The sequence below is a fragment of the Alcanivorax sp. S6407 genome, assembly GCF_023016115.1.
Lineage (GTDB): Bacteria > Pseudomonadota > Gammaproteobacteria > Pseudomonadales > Alcanivoracaceae > Alcanivorax.
Window position 1 is genome coordinate 455,954 of the sequence record NZ_JALKBH010000001.1, and the last position, 16,972, is coordinate 472,925.

The window sequence follows — 16,972 nt, forward strand, 5'->3', positions numbered from 1 at the left end:
GGCGATGCACCAATTTACCGGTAACTGGTGCACACCGTAGTTTTTAGTGATTCCCCCCGATACCTATACTGAAATCAGTCTGATCAGGAGGTATCGCCATGCATCACGACCGCTCAGGAAGAGCCCACTCCCTCAGGATCCGGCCTGAGACCGAGCTGGTCCCCCAGCAGCACAGCGCTGGTAAGCAGTTTCAGATTGCTACCAACCTCTCTCACCAACAATTCCCCAAGCACGCCGCCGACAGCAGCGAATGCCACTCCCCAGCCGAGTACTTGTATTGCTGTCTCCTGGAGGCGGACCCTGAGGTAACGCATTTCGTACCGCAGCCATTTCGATTGTGGGTCGGTAACAGACGCTATACGCCTGACTTTTATGTCAGGCGACGCTCTGGCCCAGCTCAGGTAATCGAGGTCAAACCCGCGAGTGCCATACCGGTACAGGATCAGGAACCTCTGGAACGGTTTTTTAGACGCGAGGGCATGCAGTTCAGCGCCGTCAGCAACGAGCAAATCTTCGAGAGAGAGCCTGAAGCCCGACATTGGCTGCACATCATTCAAGTGCTGATGCGGTTCAAGTCCCTGGAAACACGGCATCGGGAACAGGATATTCTGGAGCAGCTGCTCGCCGGCCATGACCTCACCGTCGGTGACGTGCTCCCACCCCAGGAATCCGTCCCTTCGCCTGTCACCGAAGTGGCCCTGTTTCGGCTGCTTCATCAGGGCGTGATCACGGCGGATCTGCGGATTGAGCCGTTAAATGTGGACACGGTGCTTTCCTATGAAAATTCCCTGGCGTGAACAGCTGATTCTGAACCCGGATCTAAAGGATATGCGTACCTGGCCCACCGTGCTTGAGCCCCTGAGGCCTGCGGCAAAGATAGGCTTCGACCGCAATCGCCGTGCCGTCAAACAGGTACTACAAGGCGCCACGTTACGCGACGCTGCCAAGGAGACCGGCTTATCCATTGGGCGGATCAGTCAGTTACTGGATCGGTGTCTGTCCAGTGAGAGCGATAGCTCCCCTGCGCTGCTGGGTGGGCTTATCCCTGGAAAGCATCTCGTCACGAAACGGCGAAACGCCCCCCTGCCCACTGAGGATGAGCCCAGTGGAGGCACGGGGGCTTTCACTCGCCTTCTGGGGGAAGTGCCTGGTCTCAAAGCGGGACTGGACAAGACCATCGAGCACGCCGTTCGAGAGACGATTGCTGGGCAACGACTCACCCCCGCTGGCCTCCATGGGGAATTCAAGCGGGTATTAGAGGAAGCTTGCTGGCCCAAAGACGTTTATCCCTACACTACGGAGAAGTGCGCCTATGAAAGCGTTCGCAAGTACCTTCATCGTCGTCGCCTGGAATTAGCCAACCAAAAGCTGATCACACGCCAACGCGCGTCAGTGATCGTAGGGAGTGAGTTTGGTCGACGGGCGCTGGATGAGGTTCAGATTGACGAGCATCTCATTGATTTCCAGGGGAAGCTAATTCTCGATCTGAATAACAAGTTCATTCCGTTACGTACAGCCCGAGCGACTCTCGTCGTGATGATCGACAAGGCAACGGACTGTATTTTGAGTTATGTCCTCAACCCAGTGCACACCGCATCGCAGGATGACCTCCTTGAGTTGTTTGAGCGCCTGTTGACCCCCTGGAAGCCATGGTCCCTCCGGCACGAGGGCTTGAGTTATCAGGTAGAGGCGTGCCTACCCAATAGTCAGGACAACCCCTCCTTTCTGGTCGCAAAGCAGTACGCGTTTGACAACGCCATGAGCCACTATGCGCTGACCGTGAAAGATCTGCTCCTCAAAAAACTGTGTGCAACCACGAACTATAGCCATCCCGCCTCCCCCTTGACCCGTCATTTAGTGGAATTCGCCTTCCAACGATTGAATAAGCGGTTGGTGCATCGGCTGCCATCGACGACAGGGTCTTACCCGACTGATCCGGCTCATGAGGCGAGAAAGAACAGGAATAAGCCGCCTGTCATCACCTACCAGGCATTCGAGGAGGCCCTCGAGGTGGCTATTACAGCACATAATGTCACGCCTCTCGCCCGGCTCGGCGGCTCAACGCCCCTGGAGCTGCTTCGGTTCCACCAGGAGAGCTTCCTCAGCTGTCGACCCCTTGATCCGCTGGATGGCATACACCACTGGGAGCCGCTGACAACGACGCATTCCGTCGCAGTGCATAGAGCCACTGACCGATCTCGATATGCCTTTGTGAATTTTTGCTATGCCCGCTATTCCGGCGCATGTCTTTCTGAGCTCCCTAATAATGACAAATCCATTCTCATCGCGGTGAATAGACGAGATATCCGAAAAGTGCGAGCAATCACGAAGGACGGAGTCTTGCTTGGCGAGCTCAATGCCCCCCTGGAATGGCAGGGGTATCGGCATTCGATACGGACTCGAAAAACCATCATGAAACTCGTCAAAAAGCACGCGCTCCACGGCAAGGACATCATGGCGGGCTATTTGCGCCAATTAATCGATAACAAACACCACCCTTATTGTGCGCAGCAAATCATCCGAATTTGCAGCGAGTACGACCCGGAAAGACGAGGCATCAATCTCTATCAGGACGAGGCCCGATCGAAATCCTCGGGCTTCAAATGGAGTGTCAGTTTAGCCGACAGGAGGCATTAGCATGGAAAGCCGCGCAGACGATCTCACGCATTACACGCATCCCATATTCCGGCCCCGCGAGTTTCTGATACCCACTCCCGCGATGCATTTCGTGCGAGAGAGCATCACACGATGCATTTATACCCGGCAGCCAGGCATGGTGATTACTGGCGCTTCACGCGCGGGTAAAACCTCAGTGGCCAGAAGTATTGAGCTGGATCCTATTAAAGGCCGTAATGGCATACCTATCCCCGTGCTATACAGCTCGATTCCCAGTCGCGATCAGACAACCATCAGGATGGTATTACGCAACCTGTGCTTGGCTGCGGATTTACATATCACCAAAGGCGACACGGCGGATACGTTAAGCGAAATGTATTTCAGTTATATTCTGGATCAATCCTCGGATTCCGGATCCGATGCTGCCCTCCTTATTATCGATGAGTTTCAACGTCTGTCACCATTTCAACTCGATGCGTTTGCTGAACTGTATGACCGCTCTGAACGATATCACCTGGATTTGACGACGGTATTTATCGGAAGTTACCCCGACTGCCGTGGGCTACTCGAAACCCTGGAAAATCCGCACTACACCCATATCTATGGGCGCTTTTTTCGCCAGCACATCAAATTTAAAGGGCTACGGTCAGAGGGCGATGTCCGCGATTGCCTGCAACAATACGACATTCTCCGATATCCCGCACAAGGTCCTACCTATGCTGAGTACTTTTTGCCCGACACCATGGCCGATGGTTGGGCGCTTGCCGATATGGCCAAGGATTTATGGTCCGCGTTTGTGGCGCATACCCAAGGGCTAGGTATCCAATATTGGGGAATGCAATATTTCATCTCTACTGTGAACACGCTCCTCTGCGACGTGCTACCCCGCTGCGGACATCGCAATTACGAACCAGAACACATCCATGAATGCCTGCATATTTCAGGGATTCTTCCCGACCTGGTTAAAAAGAGGGGGGATTGACATGACATTGAATACGGGAAGCTATTTTCGACACCCAGAAGAAAGTGCTTACGCAACGATTCGGCGAGCCCTGGTGCACAATTCCGGCGTACCATTAGCCCGATTCAAAAAAGTGGCAAACTCAATGACGCCATTGAATATCTACTCATGGCTGGTCGATAAGCAAAACATGGGAACCTCCCTTTTTCCCTTCTCGGATGAAGCGCCTCGCCAATGTCCAATTTGTGCAAAGTCGCTGTTTCACACAGAGTATTATTCCCTGCCTTGGCTCACACGCTGTCCAATCCATAACATTCCATTTGAAGAAAAATGTCCGGACTGTGGTAAGTACTGGCCCAACATCAAATCGCTGCCTCGCAACCCCTGTCCCACATGCGGAATACCCAGTATCGATGACATGGATGAGGATTCGATATCAGAACGGGATAGAATTAGGCGTTTCTCCTTTGCTGACCTTAGATCAATTGCTGAACATCAGCAGCAGGATGGCGCATACAGGCTGGTTTTTTATGATAATCGCGTGATACCTCGAGAATATACCTGTCCGTCATGGTCGCTATCCAATATCGCTGATGCGATAACGCCGGCCTGGGACCTGATGAGCTCTCCGGGAAAGCCCCCTGCTCCTTATATAGACTACATCCCAATCAAGTCCAAAACCGGTCCTGTCGTCCAAATCGACTCGAAGGGAGTCCCATTTGGCTACTGGGTTATAGCAGGTATGTCAGGCTTTCCTGGCGGCACCATAGAACCCAAACGTAGTCATGTAACGGAGGACTGCAAAACCCTTCTCAAAATCATCGACTGGATATTCACCAATACCGACCATGAAGAGTGCAGAATCGGCAATTACCGAGGGCATAGCTGGGATGACGGGATCTGCCCCATTTGTGGCGCGTTGAGTTTGGTTGTTAACTCCTTATCGGATGATCGCTTTTCGATAGGTGTAGATCTGAACAATTACCCGCTCCTTGATCGCTACTATTTCCCTGAAATGAACTATAGCCCACCTCTTATTTCACACAATGACTCGCTGTATAAATTTGGTTATAGAATGGCCAGGTATTATCGCTCAATGGCCATAGAGCAGGTATTCTGTGATTTGCTTCGATATCTTACGTTAATACGGGATGCCGATTATAAACTGGTATTGAAAAATTATCGGCCCAACCATGTTAAATCACTTCCTAACGTTCCCCCCGTGACTACTCAGAAAATCAAAATTTCGATTCAAAATGGAAGAATGTCTATTTATACAGATTTCAACTCTCCCCTTGATCAGATCGACCTAGAATCCATGAAGCCATCAAATGAGTGGTGCCAATCACATAACGCATATTCATTGCGCCCATTTGTCATGGTTAAAGGCTGCTCAATCATTATCGAAAAAAATGCTATCCCTTCTATAGAATCGTTCGCTGATTGGTACAGGGAACAGTTTGACAATAGCAACTCACTTAGGAACTACTACACATCTCTTCAGGGAATGAAGGATGCGCAAAAATGGAGAAACATCATGGAAAAGAAACTCAGAAATGATCAGGTATGGCCTCTTCTTGATTTACCGATTAACAGCAAGGAGCGAGAAAATCTGGTCCTTTCAGGACTGGATGCCTCTATCATTACCAGAATGGCTGACCTCATTAGAGTAGAAGATGACAAAATTGTAAGCGTGCTCCACTCTGATAAAACCTCCAAATCGATCCCCACAAAAGGCACCGGTTTATCCCCCGCGGAGGGAGAGGCAATCATCCGGATTGCAAACAACCTTATTACGGCCTTAGACGTTTTTGATGGCAATAAGAATGAGGCCGTCACTTGGCTAAGTACACCGAGGCGTATCTTTAATGGATCCTCACCGCTGGAGATGTGCAAAACCAGCCATGATGCCGAACAGGTACGGATATTGCTTTTGAGGGCTAAGCATGGAGTATTTTCTTAGCTTAACCGCCACCCGCATATCAGTTTCCTTATTCTAGGATTATGAGTAACTCTGACAGCATAACCGATGATGCACAGGTGTGTTTGCAGCTGTTTTTGCTGCTTTGGATAAGGGATGTAAGGCTAGCTACACCATAAGCTATACTAAAACCGCGTTTTCAGTTGGATACACTTGGACGAAAGTACGAACTTCATTGACACACTTCGTCATTAAGACCGGTTACAGATAACAATTAATTCAGTACTTCAGATTAAAGACTTCAGTTCAAAATTAAGATCACGCAATGCTTTAGCGCTGATGCTTTTGCGTTGCTGCACCAGCTTCTTACCCACCATGAAAGCAATAGGCAGATTGACTGCATCAACAGCAATGACGCACCCCTCGCATAGATAGAAAACTGCAAATTCCTTGTCAGTGATGTTGCCACGTAGTACGCGCTGGTCATGATTCTGCGACAACCCTACCATCTGCAGGCGAACGTCATACTGGTTCGACCAGAACCAGGGGGCGCTATCGTAGGGCTTCTCCTCGCCCATAAGAGTCGCCGCCGCCGTACGCGCTTGATCCACAGCGTTAGCCACAGATTCAAGGCGCTGCCTCTTTTCGAAGAATAGATTCCGGTGGCGGGTACAATCGCCGATTGCCAGAATGTCTGGATCATCAGTGCGAGTAAATTCATCAACGACAATGCCGTCATCACATAGCAGGCCAGCATGCTCAGCCAAGGCTGTTTCCGGTACTACACCAATTGAGACAAGCACAATATCCGCTGACACCCTGCCCCCAGCGGCCAAGGTGACGCCAGAGACACGCCCCTTACCGTCTGATTCAAAACCGGTTACGGCCGTGTCCAGGCGCACATCAACGCCGGCATCCGTGTGTTTGGCGTAGAAAAACTCTGAAATTTCTGGCCCCGTAACACGCTGCATCAGTCGATCAGCAGCTTCCAGGACGGTAACATTAACACCCTGCTTGGTCGCACTGGCTGCTACTTCAAGTCCGATATAGCCGCCCCCCACGATGACCAGGCGTTTACCGGGTGCTAACTCACTACGCAGGGCATCCGTGTCCGCGATATCATGCAGATAATGAATGCCTTTCAATTCTGAGCCCGGCGCGTTAAGGCGGCGAACATGTGAGCCAGTGGCCAAGACCAGTCGGTCGTACTGCAAGGTGCTCTGATCTGACAAAATGAGGTTTTTGTCGTCTCTGTTAATCTGTTCTACGCGCACGCCGAGTCGTAATTGCTGCCCCGCATTCTCGTAGACAGAGGGCGATTTAAGGTATAACGACGTCTGATCAACCTCCCCCGCCAGATAAGTCTTGGACAAGGGCGGCCGCTGGTAGGGAGGGTGCGGCTCTTCGCTCACCAAGACCACTTCGTTTGGGTATTTTTTTTGCAGCAAGGCGGTCAGAAGTGTTCCTGCTGCGTGTCCACCACCAATGATGACAGTGGTCTCTTTCTTTTTGTTGGTCATATCTTGTCTCTTTCTATGTGTCCTGTAACCGAGTTATCCACTTACCAAAAACTTAGTGAAGAAAAAGAACCTGTAATATCCAGCGAACTAAGAACATCATGCCTGACCGCCTGTCATCGCGGCGTCCTCAAGAATCATCGCAGCGCCTTTCTCACCGATCATGGTCGCCGGCTGATTAGTATTCCCACCAACCAGTGTTGGCATGATGGAAGCATCAACCACCCGCAACGATTGCAAACCGTGCACACGAAGTCGGGAATCCACCACAGCCATCGGCCCCCTCCCCATCTTGCAGGTGCCGACCGGGTGATATGCCGATTCGCCGTTGCGACGCACCCAGTCGGCGAGATCGACGTCCTCCTGTACGGACTGGCTTGGTGAAAGCTCTACGTCCTGGTGCTCATAAAATGCACGCTGCATCAATATCTTACGAACAATCCTTACCCCACGAACGAGCTGCTCGACATCGGCAGGTTCAGCCATATAGTTGGGATCAATCAACGGGGCTGCCAGAGGATCGGCACTGTGTAAACCAATACGGCCACGGGACAAAGGCCTGAGCCCATAGAGCATCACTATGTAGCCATAACCGCTCATCGCGGTTCTTATGTCACGTCCGTGATCGGCGTATAGCATTGGCCCGAAATGCAATTGCAGATCGGGCATCGGCAACTCTGGCCGGGAACAGATAAACGCACCGGCCTCAGCGCCGTTGCTCGACAGTGCTCCGCGACGGCCCCATAGGTATTGCAGCAAGGCCCACGCACCGTTCAACCAGTAGCTGGGGTGCATCGAGATACTATGGCGGCTGCGTGCCTTGACCCGGACGAAAACATCAATATGGTCCTGGAGATTGCGCCCCACCCCCTCCAGTGCATGACGTAGCTCAATGCCATGCCGAGCAAGTTCCTCGCGGGGACCGATGCCTGACAACATAAGCAGTTGCGGCGAATTGAATGCACCACCGCAGAGGACAACCTCCCGTCTGGCATGCGCTCTAACCAAACGCTTTGCGTGACGATACTCGACACCAATAGCTCGAGCACCCTCAAATAGCACGCGGGTAACATGTGCATCGCTGCAAATGGTCAAGTTAGATCGCCCCGCCGCAGGCTCAAGATAAGCACGCGCATTACTGCAACGGGAGCCGTCTTTCTGGTAGGCGTAGTAATAACCGACACCTTCCTGATCAGGACCGTTGAAATCCCGATTACGCCGATACCCCGCCTGTACTGCGGCCTCGACAAACGCCGTACTCAACGGGTTGGTATAACGCCGCTCCGCCACATTGAGAGGGCCATCCTGACCATGGAACCCTTCTGTATCCGGCACCATCTCAGGCTCGTAATGTTCTGACTTACGAAAATACGGCAGCACCTCGGCGTATGACCAACCGTTACACCCCTGCCGTGCCCACTCGTCGTAGTCTCTGGCGTGACCACGGATATAGACTTGGGCGTTAATCCCACTCGAACCGCCAAGCATCTTGCCCCGCGGCTGGAACAATGAACGACCGTACATGTGCCGCTGTGGCTCAGTATAGAACTGCCAGTTGAAACGGCGACTGAACATCAACTGCAAAAATCCAAGAGGCGTGCTGACGAAAGGGTTGCGGCGACTCTCTGGCCCGGCTTCGAGTAGCAACACCGTATAGAGGCCACTCTCAGACAAACGATTGGCTACCGCACACCCTGCCGACCCAGCCCCCACAACGATATAATCGAATTTTTCAGTCGCCAGTCCGGTCAAACCTTTCATTAATTTTTTTCCGTCAGTTTGACCATCAACTTGGAATAGCCGCGCACGAAGTTGGACTGTACACGCTCCGGGTCACCAACCACTTCGATATTCTCGAAGCGCTTGAGCAGCTCTTCCCACAAAATGCGCAATTGCAGTTCGGCCAAGCGGTTACCCATACAACGATGAATACCGTAGCCAAAAGAAATATGGTTCCGTGCGTCCTTGCGATCAATAATGAGTTGGTCGGGGTTATCAAACTTGCGTTCGTCCCGATTACCCGAGGCATACCACATTAACACCCGGTCGCCTTTCTTGATGGTCTGGCCACGAAGTTCTACATCCTGTGTCGCCACCCTACGCATGTTGGCCAGTGGAGTTTGCCAACGAATGATTTCCGAAACCATGTTAGGAATCAGTTCCGGATTCGCCTTCAGCTTGGAGAATTCCTCGGGGAATTGATTCAAGGCCAAAACACCACCACTCATGGAATTCCTTGTGGTGTCATTGCCGCCAACGATAAGCAGAGCCAGATTCCCGATAAACTCCATCGGTCGATTGATAAGGTCTTTTGTATCGTCGTTGCTCTGCAGCATACTGATCAAATCGAAACCGGGTTCTTCGCCGGAAGCACGTCGCGCCTCCTTGTCTCGCCACAGCCTGGAGAACGCCCTCGCCATATCTGCCGCGTCATCAAACATGACATCTTCGTCGGTAAATTCTCCACCCGTGGCGGATGCCGCGCCAGACAAACGATCAGACCATTCAACGAGTTTGTGACGATCCTCATAAGGGAAATCCAGCAACGTAGCGAGCATACGGCCAGTCAGTTCTTTGGACACCGCCGGCACCCAATCGAAAGGTTTATCCAGAGGCAAGCTGTCTAGCACTTCCGCCGCACGAGAACGAATCAGCCCTTCCATTTCTTTAAGGTTTTTCGGAGCAACGACGCCCTGCACCGCTCGGCGCTGTACATCATGTTTGGGCGGATCCATGGCGATAAACATTTCCACCGATAGTCCGTCCGGTGGATCACCCAGAATAATTTGCGGCTCAGAGGAAAACAGTTCATGGTTCTTGTCGACGAACAAAATATCTTCATAGCGCGTTATTGACCAGAAAGGCCCGAATGGACTGTTCTTCTGGTAATGTACCGGAGCTTCATCTCGTAACCGCTTAAAATAGGCGCGCCACTGATCTTGTCGATATAGAAAAGGGTTGCTGGTGTCGATATCTTCCAGTGCCAAGGTGCTAACATCAGGCAGGGGAGTTTCGACAAACTCCATTTGTGTGGAGCGAGAACCCACGGCCTTTCTCTTTGCCTTCATCAACATTTTCATGGTTTTAATCTGAAAATGCATTGGCACCACTTTCGACGAAACGTTGAAAACCTTGGTCTGCAAACTATTGCTTGAGCTTGTTTTTGTTGACATAGCTTTATCCCTGATTACATCTGGAATTCGGGCAAATGCACGGTCATACCGTCCATCGCCTCAGTAATTTCTACCTGGCAGCCCAGACGCGAGGTTCTCGCCCGCTCCGGGGTCATGGACAGCATCTGTTCTTCCGCGTCACCAACCGTTCCGGTATTGCCGAACCACTCATCGGCAACAATCATGTGGCAGGTACCACAGGCGCACTCGCCGCCACAATCACCATCGATACCTGGCACGGCGTTATCAACCGCAACTTGCATAAGCGTAGAACCCGCCCTGAATTCCGTCACATGCTCGGTATCGTCATGTTCAATAAAGATAATTTTTCCCACAGCGCGTCTCCTAGTATTTATGTCTAACCTGAAGATTGGCTATATAGCGGCATGCCAGCGAGGACATTTCTTGACAGGACAGGGACATTTAAAGACAGTAATGACTTTCCGAGGAGAGGCTAATGGCAATAACTACGCAGAGTGATAGCTTGCAAAGCGTGGATGCTGATATCCCATCGAACTACTCACGCCTTATCGCCCGTGAACTTGGTCTGAGTGCACGAGGGCTGCCCCGACTCCTGCGCAACACAGATGTGGATGTTACGCAATTACTCAAAGATGAGAGTCGACTCACCGCAACCCAACAGATCCAGATCTTGCGTAATGCTTTGGATCTATCCGGTAAACCAGAGTTCGGCTTGCGGTTGGGCAGGCGCCTCACCCCGGCAACCCATGGGGTGATGGGCTTTGTTGCTAACAGCAGCCCCGACCTTTATACCGCGCTGCAAGCCGTTCACACTTTCCTGCCTACGCGAGCAAGCTTTATTCAGGTGAACTTGCAAAACACTGAGGATTATCTGGAATGTGTTGTGAGCTTTCAGGTAGCGATGGACAACGACGTGGAGCGCTGCTTGGCAGATACTGTGATCAAGGCTTTTTTTGAAATTGGCGAGTTCATCGTAGGTCGCCCATTGTATGAATCAGAGGTTCATTTCCCCCATCCAGCCCCCGTCTACCAGGACATGTACCGGGAGTATTTACCAGGCAAAGTTTACTTCGACTGCAATCACTTCAAACTAAAATTAGCAATGGAGTTATGTCGAAAGCCGAACGCATCAGCCAATCATGAAAGCTATCATCTGGCCTTTCAGCAGTGCGAATCCATGCTTGCGCGCCTTCAGAACCCTGAACCGGACTATCGGACTCGGCTACAGAAAATGATGCTTTCCCGACCACCCGGGACACTGAGTGAAGATGAAGCCGCCGCCTCCCTCTTCATGAGCAAACGCACCCTTGCACGGAAGCTCAAGAAAGAAAACAGCAGCTTCAGAAAGATTCGCGATGAAGTGCTATCCAGGCAAGCAGCAAGCTATTTGTGCGAGAGTCAGCTCTCGGTCGAAGCAACCGCTACACTGTTGAATTATCATGACACTGCCAGCTTCAGACGGGCGTTTAAACGCTGGTTTGGTCAGACTCCTGATCAGTACAGACAAAGGACGGGCACATAAGCCGTGCTGACAGTCAGCAATCAGCGCTGGTCATGACTTCTCATTCAATAGATCGTCTAGCGCTTGAGCACACCGTCTTTAATTACCACCCACACAAAGTCACCGATATCTTTTACGGTATACCGCCCGCCCTCGTTAAACCATGTTGCGACCCAATTTAACGCTCCCAAGCCGATAAGGCGCAAAAGGTCACGATCTACATCCGCACGAATCAGGTTTTGAGAGGACAAGGATTGGATCATAGCAGACCAAAGAAGTTCGTATCTGTCTCGTAGATCAATCATTTCCTTGCGTGACTGGCCCTGCAAGGAGCGCCATTCAAAAAGGAGCACATAGACCATATCCGAACCGCCGACCAGTAACTCAAGGTGAGCATTAATGCCCTGACGCAACTGCTCAAGTGGTTCACTCTCCCCCCGAATAGCCTCAGACAAAGCTGTGGAGGCTTGCTCAAGCGCAAGACGCATCAGGTCTACCAGGATGCTTTCCTTGGAGGGATAACGGTAATGCAGGCTGCCAGGCAACATGTCACAAGCTTCGGCAATTTCTTTAACGGTGGTTTTATCGAACCCCTTTTGACGAAATAGACGTGCCGCAGCACCGAGCACAAACTCTCGATCCGCTTGCGCTACCGGTGTTACCTGATTTTTCTTTCTTCCCACAAGCCACTCCCATACTATAAGCCTTTGATTCTAGCATTCCTTTTAAAGTCGGCCCAGCCTTCCTGGCCGATGGCACTATTCGATCTATACAGATAAAAACACGCTGTCTACCTTATAATCTTGAATTTGGTTGGTCATACAAATAAAGTCCAATGAATGCACTTTACTTGGGAGCGATCCAATGGCTCTGGCAAACCGCAAGATTGGTTACGACGAGGTTGTAACCCGTGACATTCACTTTCCCATGAACATCGAAAACGTGGCTCGCCACTGGTTTCGCAACGACCCGTGGTCCACTCACTGGATGAATGCCATTCTCGCCGCCGTCCCCGACGGTGAACGCTGGGTGATGAATTCTGCAAGACGGCAGCTTGGCAAGCTTGACGATCCAGAAGTGCTGAACGCAGCTAAAGAATTCATTCGTCAGGAGCGCATTCATGCTCGTGAGCACGATGAAATGAACGCCATCGGCGTGCAACACGGGGTTCCCATCGACAAGGTTGAAGGCGTGTTCAAGCTGATCCGTAAGCAACTCCAACACCGCCTCAGTGACGATATGCAGAGCTCCATCGCAGCGGCGTTTGAACATTTCACGGCCATTATTTCCTCGGTACTGCTTGAGCACCCGGAGCTGTTTGACGAAACCCACCCGGATTTGCGTGCCATGCTCTACTGGCACTTTGTCGAAGAAACCGAGCACAAGAGCGTCAGTTATGACGTCTTCGTCGATGCCAGTGGTGGTGGCTACCGCAGTTACCGACTGCGTATCAGTGGCATGCTACTGGCCATTGCCCTGGGCTTCCCCATTATGATCGGCAACCAGACCTATCTGCTCTACAAGGATCGTCAAATTCTGAATTTGTGGTCCGCCGCCAAAATGACCAAAGTCCTGTTCTGGCGTCCCGGCATTCTTTCCAAGGTACTCGCTGGCGTGCCCCCCTATTTCTCCCCCACTTTCCACCCGTGGGATGACGATAACCGTGATGTAATCCGGATCTGGAAACGCGCCTACGAAAGAACTGGCGACCCTCATAAGGCCTATCAAGCGCTCAGAGACCACCGAGCCAACAATGTACACGGTACATTCGAAACGCCACAACCTGAACCCGCATGGGGGCAGGCATGAAAAAGAAACCCTTGCACCCGTCAACTCAGGCGGCAGCTGTCATCACCGGGGCGGGTAGCGGCATCGGTCGTAGCTTTGCTTACGAAGTTGCCCGTCGAGGCGGTTCGGTACTGTGTGTCGATATCAATGAAGAGCGCGCCGAACAGGTGGCGATCAGCCTGCGAGCACTCGGTACTCACGCGGTAGCCCTGGGGTGTGATGTCGGCGATGAAAAACAGATGGCATACCTGGCGGAAAATGCCGAGCCTTTGCTCGGCAGGCCGGTAACCCTGGTAATCAACAACGCCGGCGTCGGCCTCGGTGGCCCAATCGGCGAGGTGTCACTTGAAGATTGGCACTGGTGCATGAACGTCAATCTATGGGGAGTTATTCACGGCTGCCATTATTTTGCCCCTCAGCTTCGCGATCTGGGCTATGGAGGCATCATCAATGTGGCCTCTGCTGCCGCATTCGGGTCCGCCCCGGAAATGGCCGCCTACAACGTCACCAAGGCAGGGGTACTGGCCCTGTCCGAAACGCTGTCTTCTGAACTGACCGGAACCGGCGTAAAAATCACGGCCCTGTGCCCAACCGTGGTCCCGACCAATATCGTCGAGAATGGGCGCCTGCCTGAACGTCGCCGTGACTTTGCCCGTTCAGCGATGACCCGCTATGCCCTCACCAACGCCGACCAGGTGGCCCGACAGACCCTCAGTGCCCTTGATCGAGGTGAGCTTTACATGCTGCCACAAATTGACGGCCGGCTTGCCTGGCGGTTGAAACGCCTGACGCCACGACTATACGCCCGCGCGATTGGCGAAGCTTACAGAATGCTGGCTGATTAAACCGCATTAGTGGAAACGAAACACGCAAGGAATTCAATATGGCCTCCATTCCTACAACAATTTTGAAGCTACTTTTTCGCGCCGGCATGAAGCGTGATATACGCGACCCGGACAAACTGGTAAGACATCTTCGCAGGGTGATGAACGCGCCTTTGGCCCCCTCTCTGCTGCCACGCGGAGTGCGACTCAAGCGAGGCAAGGTTGCAGGAATAGCTGGCCACTGGCTAGGCACCGCAGACCCACAAATCACCATACTCTACCTGCATGGTGGCGCCTTCATCGGCGGGCGGCTTGATACCTATCACCACTTTTGTGGCCGTTTGGCTCACGCCCTGAATGCGCGGGTCTTTCTTCCGGATTACCGACTAGCCCCTGAGCACCCCTTCCCGGCAGCAACGGATGACGCCTTTAATGTGTATCGTGAACTGATCGCAGACCCTCGCCCTGTGGTCATTGCGGGAGACTCTGCGGGAGGCAACCTGACGTTAGTCACATTGCTGCGTGCCCGTGATCAGCTGCTGAAAATGCCGGCTTGCGCCCTCGCCATTTCGCCGGCATCGGATGCGCGAGGCACCCTGATGTCCAGACAGGCGAATAGCGACAGCGATACCATGCTTTCCCATGGCATGATTGAGGTGGCAACGGATATCTATCTGGCCGGCGCGGACCCCGCTCACCCGTATGCCTCACCAATCACCGCGGATTTCACCGGCTTGCCCCCTCTACTTTTCACTGTCAGTAGCGAAGAGTGTCTGCGCGACGATACCCATGCAGCAGCACAATGCGCGCGAGATGCGGGGGTGCCCGTGCAGGTTCTGGAGCGCGATGATATGCCGCACGTGTGGCCCGTATTCACCTTTTTGCTACCAGAGGCAAAGCAGGACTTCCCTACCATCGTCCGAATTCTGGAAAAGTATCTGACCAGCAATAACGTCGGCAAAGCCCCATCCCAAACGGTCAATGCTAGCGATAGCGCCATAGTTGAGGTTGCATCATGAATATGGCTGCTGTTGCAATCCATAACCCTCGTCCCAGCGTTACTCCTGATCATGAAGTCATTATCATCGGCGCGGGAATTTCTGGAATTGGTGCGGCAATCCAGCTGCGTGCCGATGGCATCAAAGATATCTTGATCCTTGAGCGAAGCAAGGATGTGGGAGGAACCTGGCGCGACAACCGTTATCCGGGAATCGCTGTCGACATTACCTCGTTTACCTATTCATTTTCCTTCGAACAAAACGCAAATTGGTCTCGCGTTTTTGCGCCGGGAAACGAGCTTTACCAGTATACAAGACAGGTAACAAGCAAGTATGGCATCTACCCACTGATTCGCTTTGGTGTCGAAGTCGCTAGCGCCCGTTTTGATCTCGACAGCCATGTCTGGTTGATCGATCTTACGGATGGCAGGCGACTTAGTGCACGCCATATTGTCTCGGCCTGTGGCGGTTTGATATCACCCAAGATGCCAGATATTGAAGGGCTTGATACGTTCCAGGGCAATGTCATTCACACTGCACGCTGGCCAGATGACCTTGATCTTAGTGACAAGCGAGTAGCGGTAATAGGCACTGGCGCCACTGCAGTGCAACTGATTCCGAAAATTGCCGGCAAGGCCCGCCAATTGGATGTCTACCAGCGCACCCCCATCTGGGTACTGAAAAAACCCGATCATAGCCTGCCCGGCTGGCTCAAGACTCTGTTCCGAACCGTACCGGGCCTGCAACGCACCCTTCGGGGCGCCACCGATACCGCCAGTGAAACCCTGATGGTGCTTTCAGCAATTTATTATCGCCAGGCCCCCTGGCTGGTCCGCATGTGCGAAAAGGCGGGCATAAACAACTTGCGCGAACAACTGCCCAACCGCAAAGACCTGTGGGAGAAACTGACACCGAAATACGGCTTCGGCTGTAAAAGACCAACCTTCTCCAACGACTATTTCCGCACCTTCGGCCGGGACAACGTCGAGCTGGTGACGACGCCGATCAAACGCATCACCTCCCGTGGCATCACCACCGAAGACGGCCGCTCACGACGCATAGATACCTTGATCCTCGCCACCGGTTACAAAACCTTCGAGAAAGGAAATATTCCCTCGTTCGACGTCATCGGCAGCAACAACATCAATTTGGGCGATTTCTGGCATGACTACCGTTACCAGGCCTATGAAGGGTTGACCATTCCGGGCTACCCGAACTTTTACATCATGCTCGGTCCCTATGCCCTTATCGGCACCTCTTACTTCAAGATGGTCGAAGGGAATGCCATCCACCTCTCTCGCTGTATTCGCGAAGCCAACCGACGTGGAGCCAGCCAAGTGGAAATACGTCAGTCCGTCCATGACGCGTATTTCCGCAATATCCAGAAACGCCAGCAAAACACCGTGTTCCTTAACCACAACTGCGCGCTGTCGAACAGTTATTACTTCGACCATCATGGTGACGCGCCAATGCTGCGGCCCTCTACCTCTCTGGAAATGCTGTGGCGAGCCAAGCATTTACCGATGGATCACTACCGGTTCAGTGTACTGGCCGGGCACACTCCCAGCAGACACGACGGCGGGAGACAAGCCTGTGAGCCACATCCCCAGCTGCCAGAGAAGGGCATTCCGGCAAAACAAACAGATAACAATTCTCAGTGACTGTGCCAGAGAAAGTGTGGAGCCTGCTTG

Annotated in this window: 14 protein-coding genes; 9 read left to right on the top strand and 5 right to left on the bottom strand. The window is 52.5% G+C overall.

Features of this window, described 5'->3' with window-relative positions; translation table 11 throughout:
- The first annotated feature begins 98 nt into the window (after positions 1-98).
- From MWU49_RS02065 to MWU49_RS02080, 4 genes are read left to right on the top strand one after another with little or no spacing between them, the layout of a single operon-like run.
- Positions 99-797, top strand: a complete 699-nt coding sequence (locus MWU49_RS02065) for a TnsA endonuclease N-terminal domain-containing protein (protein WP_246967492.1) — start codon at positions 99-101, stop codon at positions 795-797.
- Entirely contained in the window at positions 778-2,637 is a 1,860-nt protein-coding gene (locus tag MWU49_RS02070; protein ID WP_246967494.1) for a hypothetical protein, read from the top strand. Before MWU49_RS02065 ends, MWU49_RS02070 begins: the two co-directional genes overlap by 20 nt.
- Position 2,638: 1 nt before the next feature.
- Positions 2,639-3,598 (top strand): ATP-binding protein, encoded by a 960-nt coding sequence (locus tag MWU49_RS02075; protein ID WP_246967496.1) that lies wholly within the window; start codon positions 2,639-2,641, stop codon positions 3,596-3,598.
- 1 nt (position 3,599) lies between these two features.
- Positions 3,600-5,540 (top strand): antitoxin Xre/MbcA/ParS toxin-binding domain-containing protein, encoded by a 1,941-nt coding sequence (locus MWU49_RS02080; protein WP_246967498.1) that lies wholly within the window; start codon positions 3,600-3,602, stop codon positions 5,538-5,540.
- Between the two features lie 245 nt (positions 5,541-5,785).
- Here the strand turns inward: MWU49_RS02080 and MWU49_RS02085 are convergent, their stop codons facing one another.
- From MWU49_RS02085 to MWU49_RS02100, 4 genes are all read right to left on the bottom strand, one after another.
- The gene (locus MWU49_RS02085) at positions 5,786-7,018 is read right to left on the bottom strand and encodes an FAD-dependent oxidoreductase (RefSeq protein WP_246967500.1); all 1,233 of its coding nucleotides are present in this window, start codon (positions 7,016-7,018) and stop codon (positions 5,786-5,788) included.
- Positions 7,019-7,114: 96 nt separating this feature from the next.
- Entirely contained in the window at positions 7,115-8,776 is a 1,662-nt protein-coding gene (locus MWU49_RS02090; RefSeq protein WP_008930232.1) for a choline dehydrogenase, read from the bottom strand.
- Positions 8,776-10,188 (bottom strand): cytochrome P450, encoded by a 1,413-nt coding sequence (locus tag MWU49_RS02095; protein ID WP_246967502.1) that lies wholly within the window; start codon positions 10,186-10,188, stop codon positions 8,776-8,778. The genes MWU49_RS02090 and MWU49_RS02095 overlap by 1 nt, the downstream gene beginning before the upstream one ends.
- 14 nt (positions 10,189-10,202) lie before the next feature.
- Positions 10,203-10,523 (bottom strand): 2Fe-2S iron-sulfur cluster-binding protein, encoded by a 321-nt coding sequence (locus MWU49_RS02100; RefSeq protein ID WP_008930234.1) that lies wholly within the window; start codon positions 10,521-10,523, stop codon positions 10,203-10,205.
- A gap of 122 nt (positions 10,524-10,645) precedes the next feature.
- Here MWU49_RS02100 and MWU49_RS02105 point away from each other — a divergent pair, with 122 nt between their 5' ends.
- Entirely contained in the window at positions 10,646-11,692 is a 1,047-nt protein-coding gene (locus MWU49_RS02105) for an AraC family transcriptional regulator (protein ID WP_008930235.1), read from the top strand.
- Between the two features lie 56 nt (positions 11,693-11,748).
- Here MWU49_RS02105 and MWU49_RS02110 read toward each other — a convergent pair whose 3' ends face one another.
- Positions 11,749-12,354, bottom strand: a complete 606-nt coding sequence (locus MWU49_RS02110) for a TetR/AcrR family transcriptional regulator (RefSeq protein ID WP_063525805.1) — start codon at positions 12,352-12,354, stop codon at positions 11,749-11,751.
- Between the two features lie 181 nt (positions 12,355-12,535).
- On the opposite strand from MWU49_RS02110, the gene MWU49_RS02115 reads away from it, so the two are divergent.
- The 4 genes from MWU49_RS02115 to MWU49_RS02130 are packed head-to-tail and all read left to right on the top strand — an operon-like array spanning position 12,536 to position 16,942.
- Complete coding sequence (locus MWU49_RS02115; RefSeq protein WP_008930237.1) at positions 12,536-13,480, top strand: metal-dependent hydrolase; 945 nt, start codon at positions 12,536-12,538, stop codon at positions 13,478-13,480.
- The gene (locus MWU49_RS02120) at positions 13,465-14,304 is read left to right on the top strand and encodes an SDR family NAD(P)-dependent oxidoreductase (protein ID WP_022983810.1); all 840 of its coding nucleotides are present in this window, start codon (positions 13,465-13,467) and stop codon (positions 14,302-14,304) included. Before MWU49_RS02115 ends, MWU49_RS02120 begins: the two co-directional genes overlap by 16 nt.
- A gap of 38 nt (positions 14,305-14,342) precedes the next feature.
- The gene (locus MWU49_RS02125) at positions 14,343-15,302 is read left to right on the top strand and encodes an alpha/beta hydrolase (protein WP_008930239.1); all 960 of its coding nucleotides are present in this window, start codon (positions 14,343-14,345) and stop codon (positions 15,300-15,302) included.
- Entirely contained in the window at positions 15,299-16,942 is a 1,644-nt protein-coding gene (locus tag MWU49_RS02130) for an NAD(P)/FAD-dependent oxidoreductase (RefSeq protein WP_040297294.1), read from the top strand. Before MWU49_RS02125 ends, MWU49_RS02130 begins: the two co-directional genes overlap by 4 nt.
- Positions 16,943-16,972 lie beyond the last annotated feature (30 nt).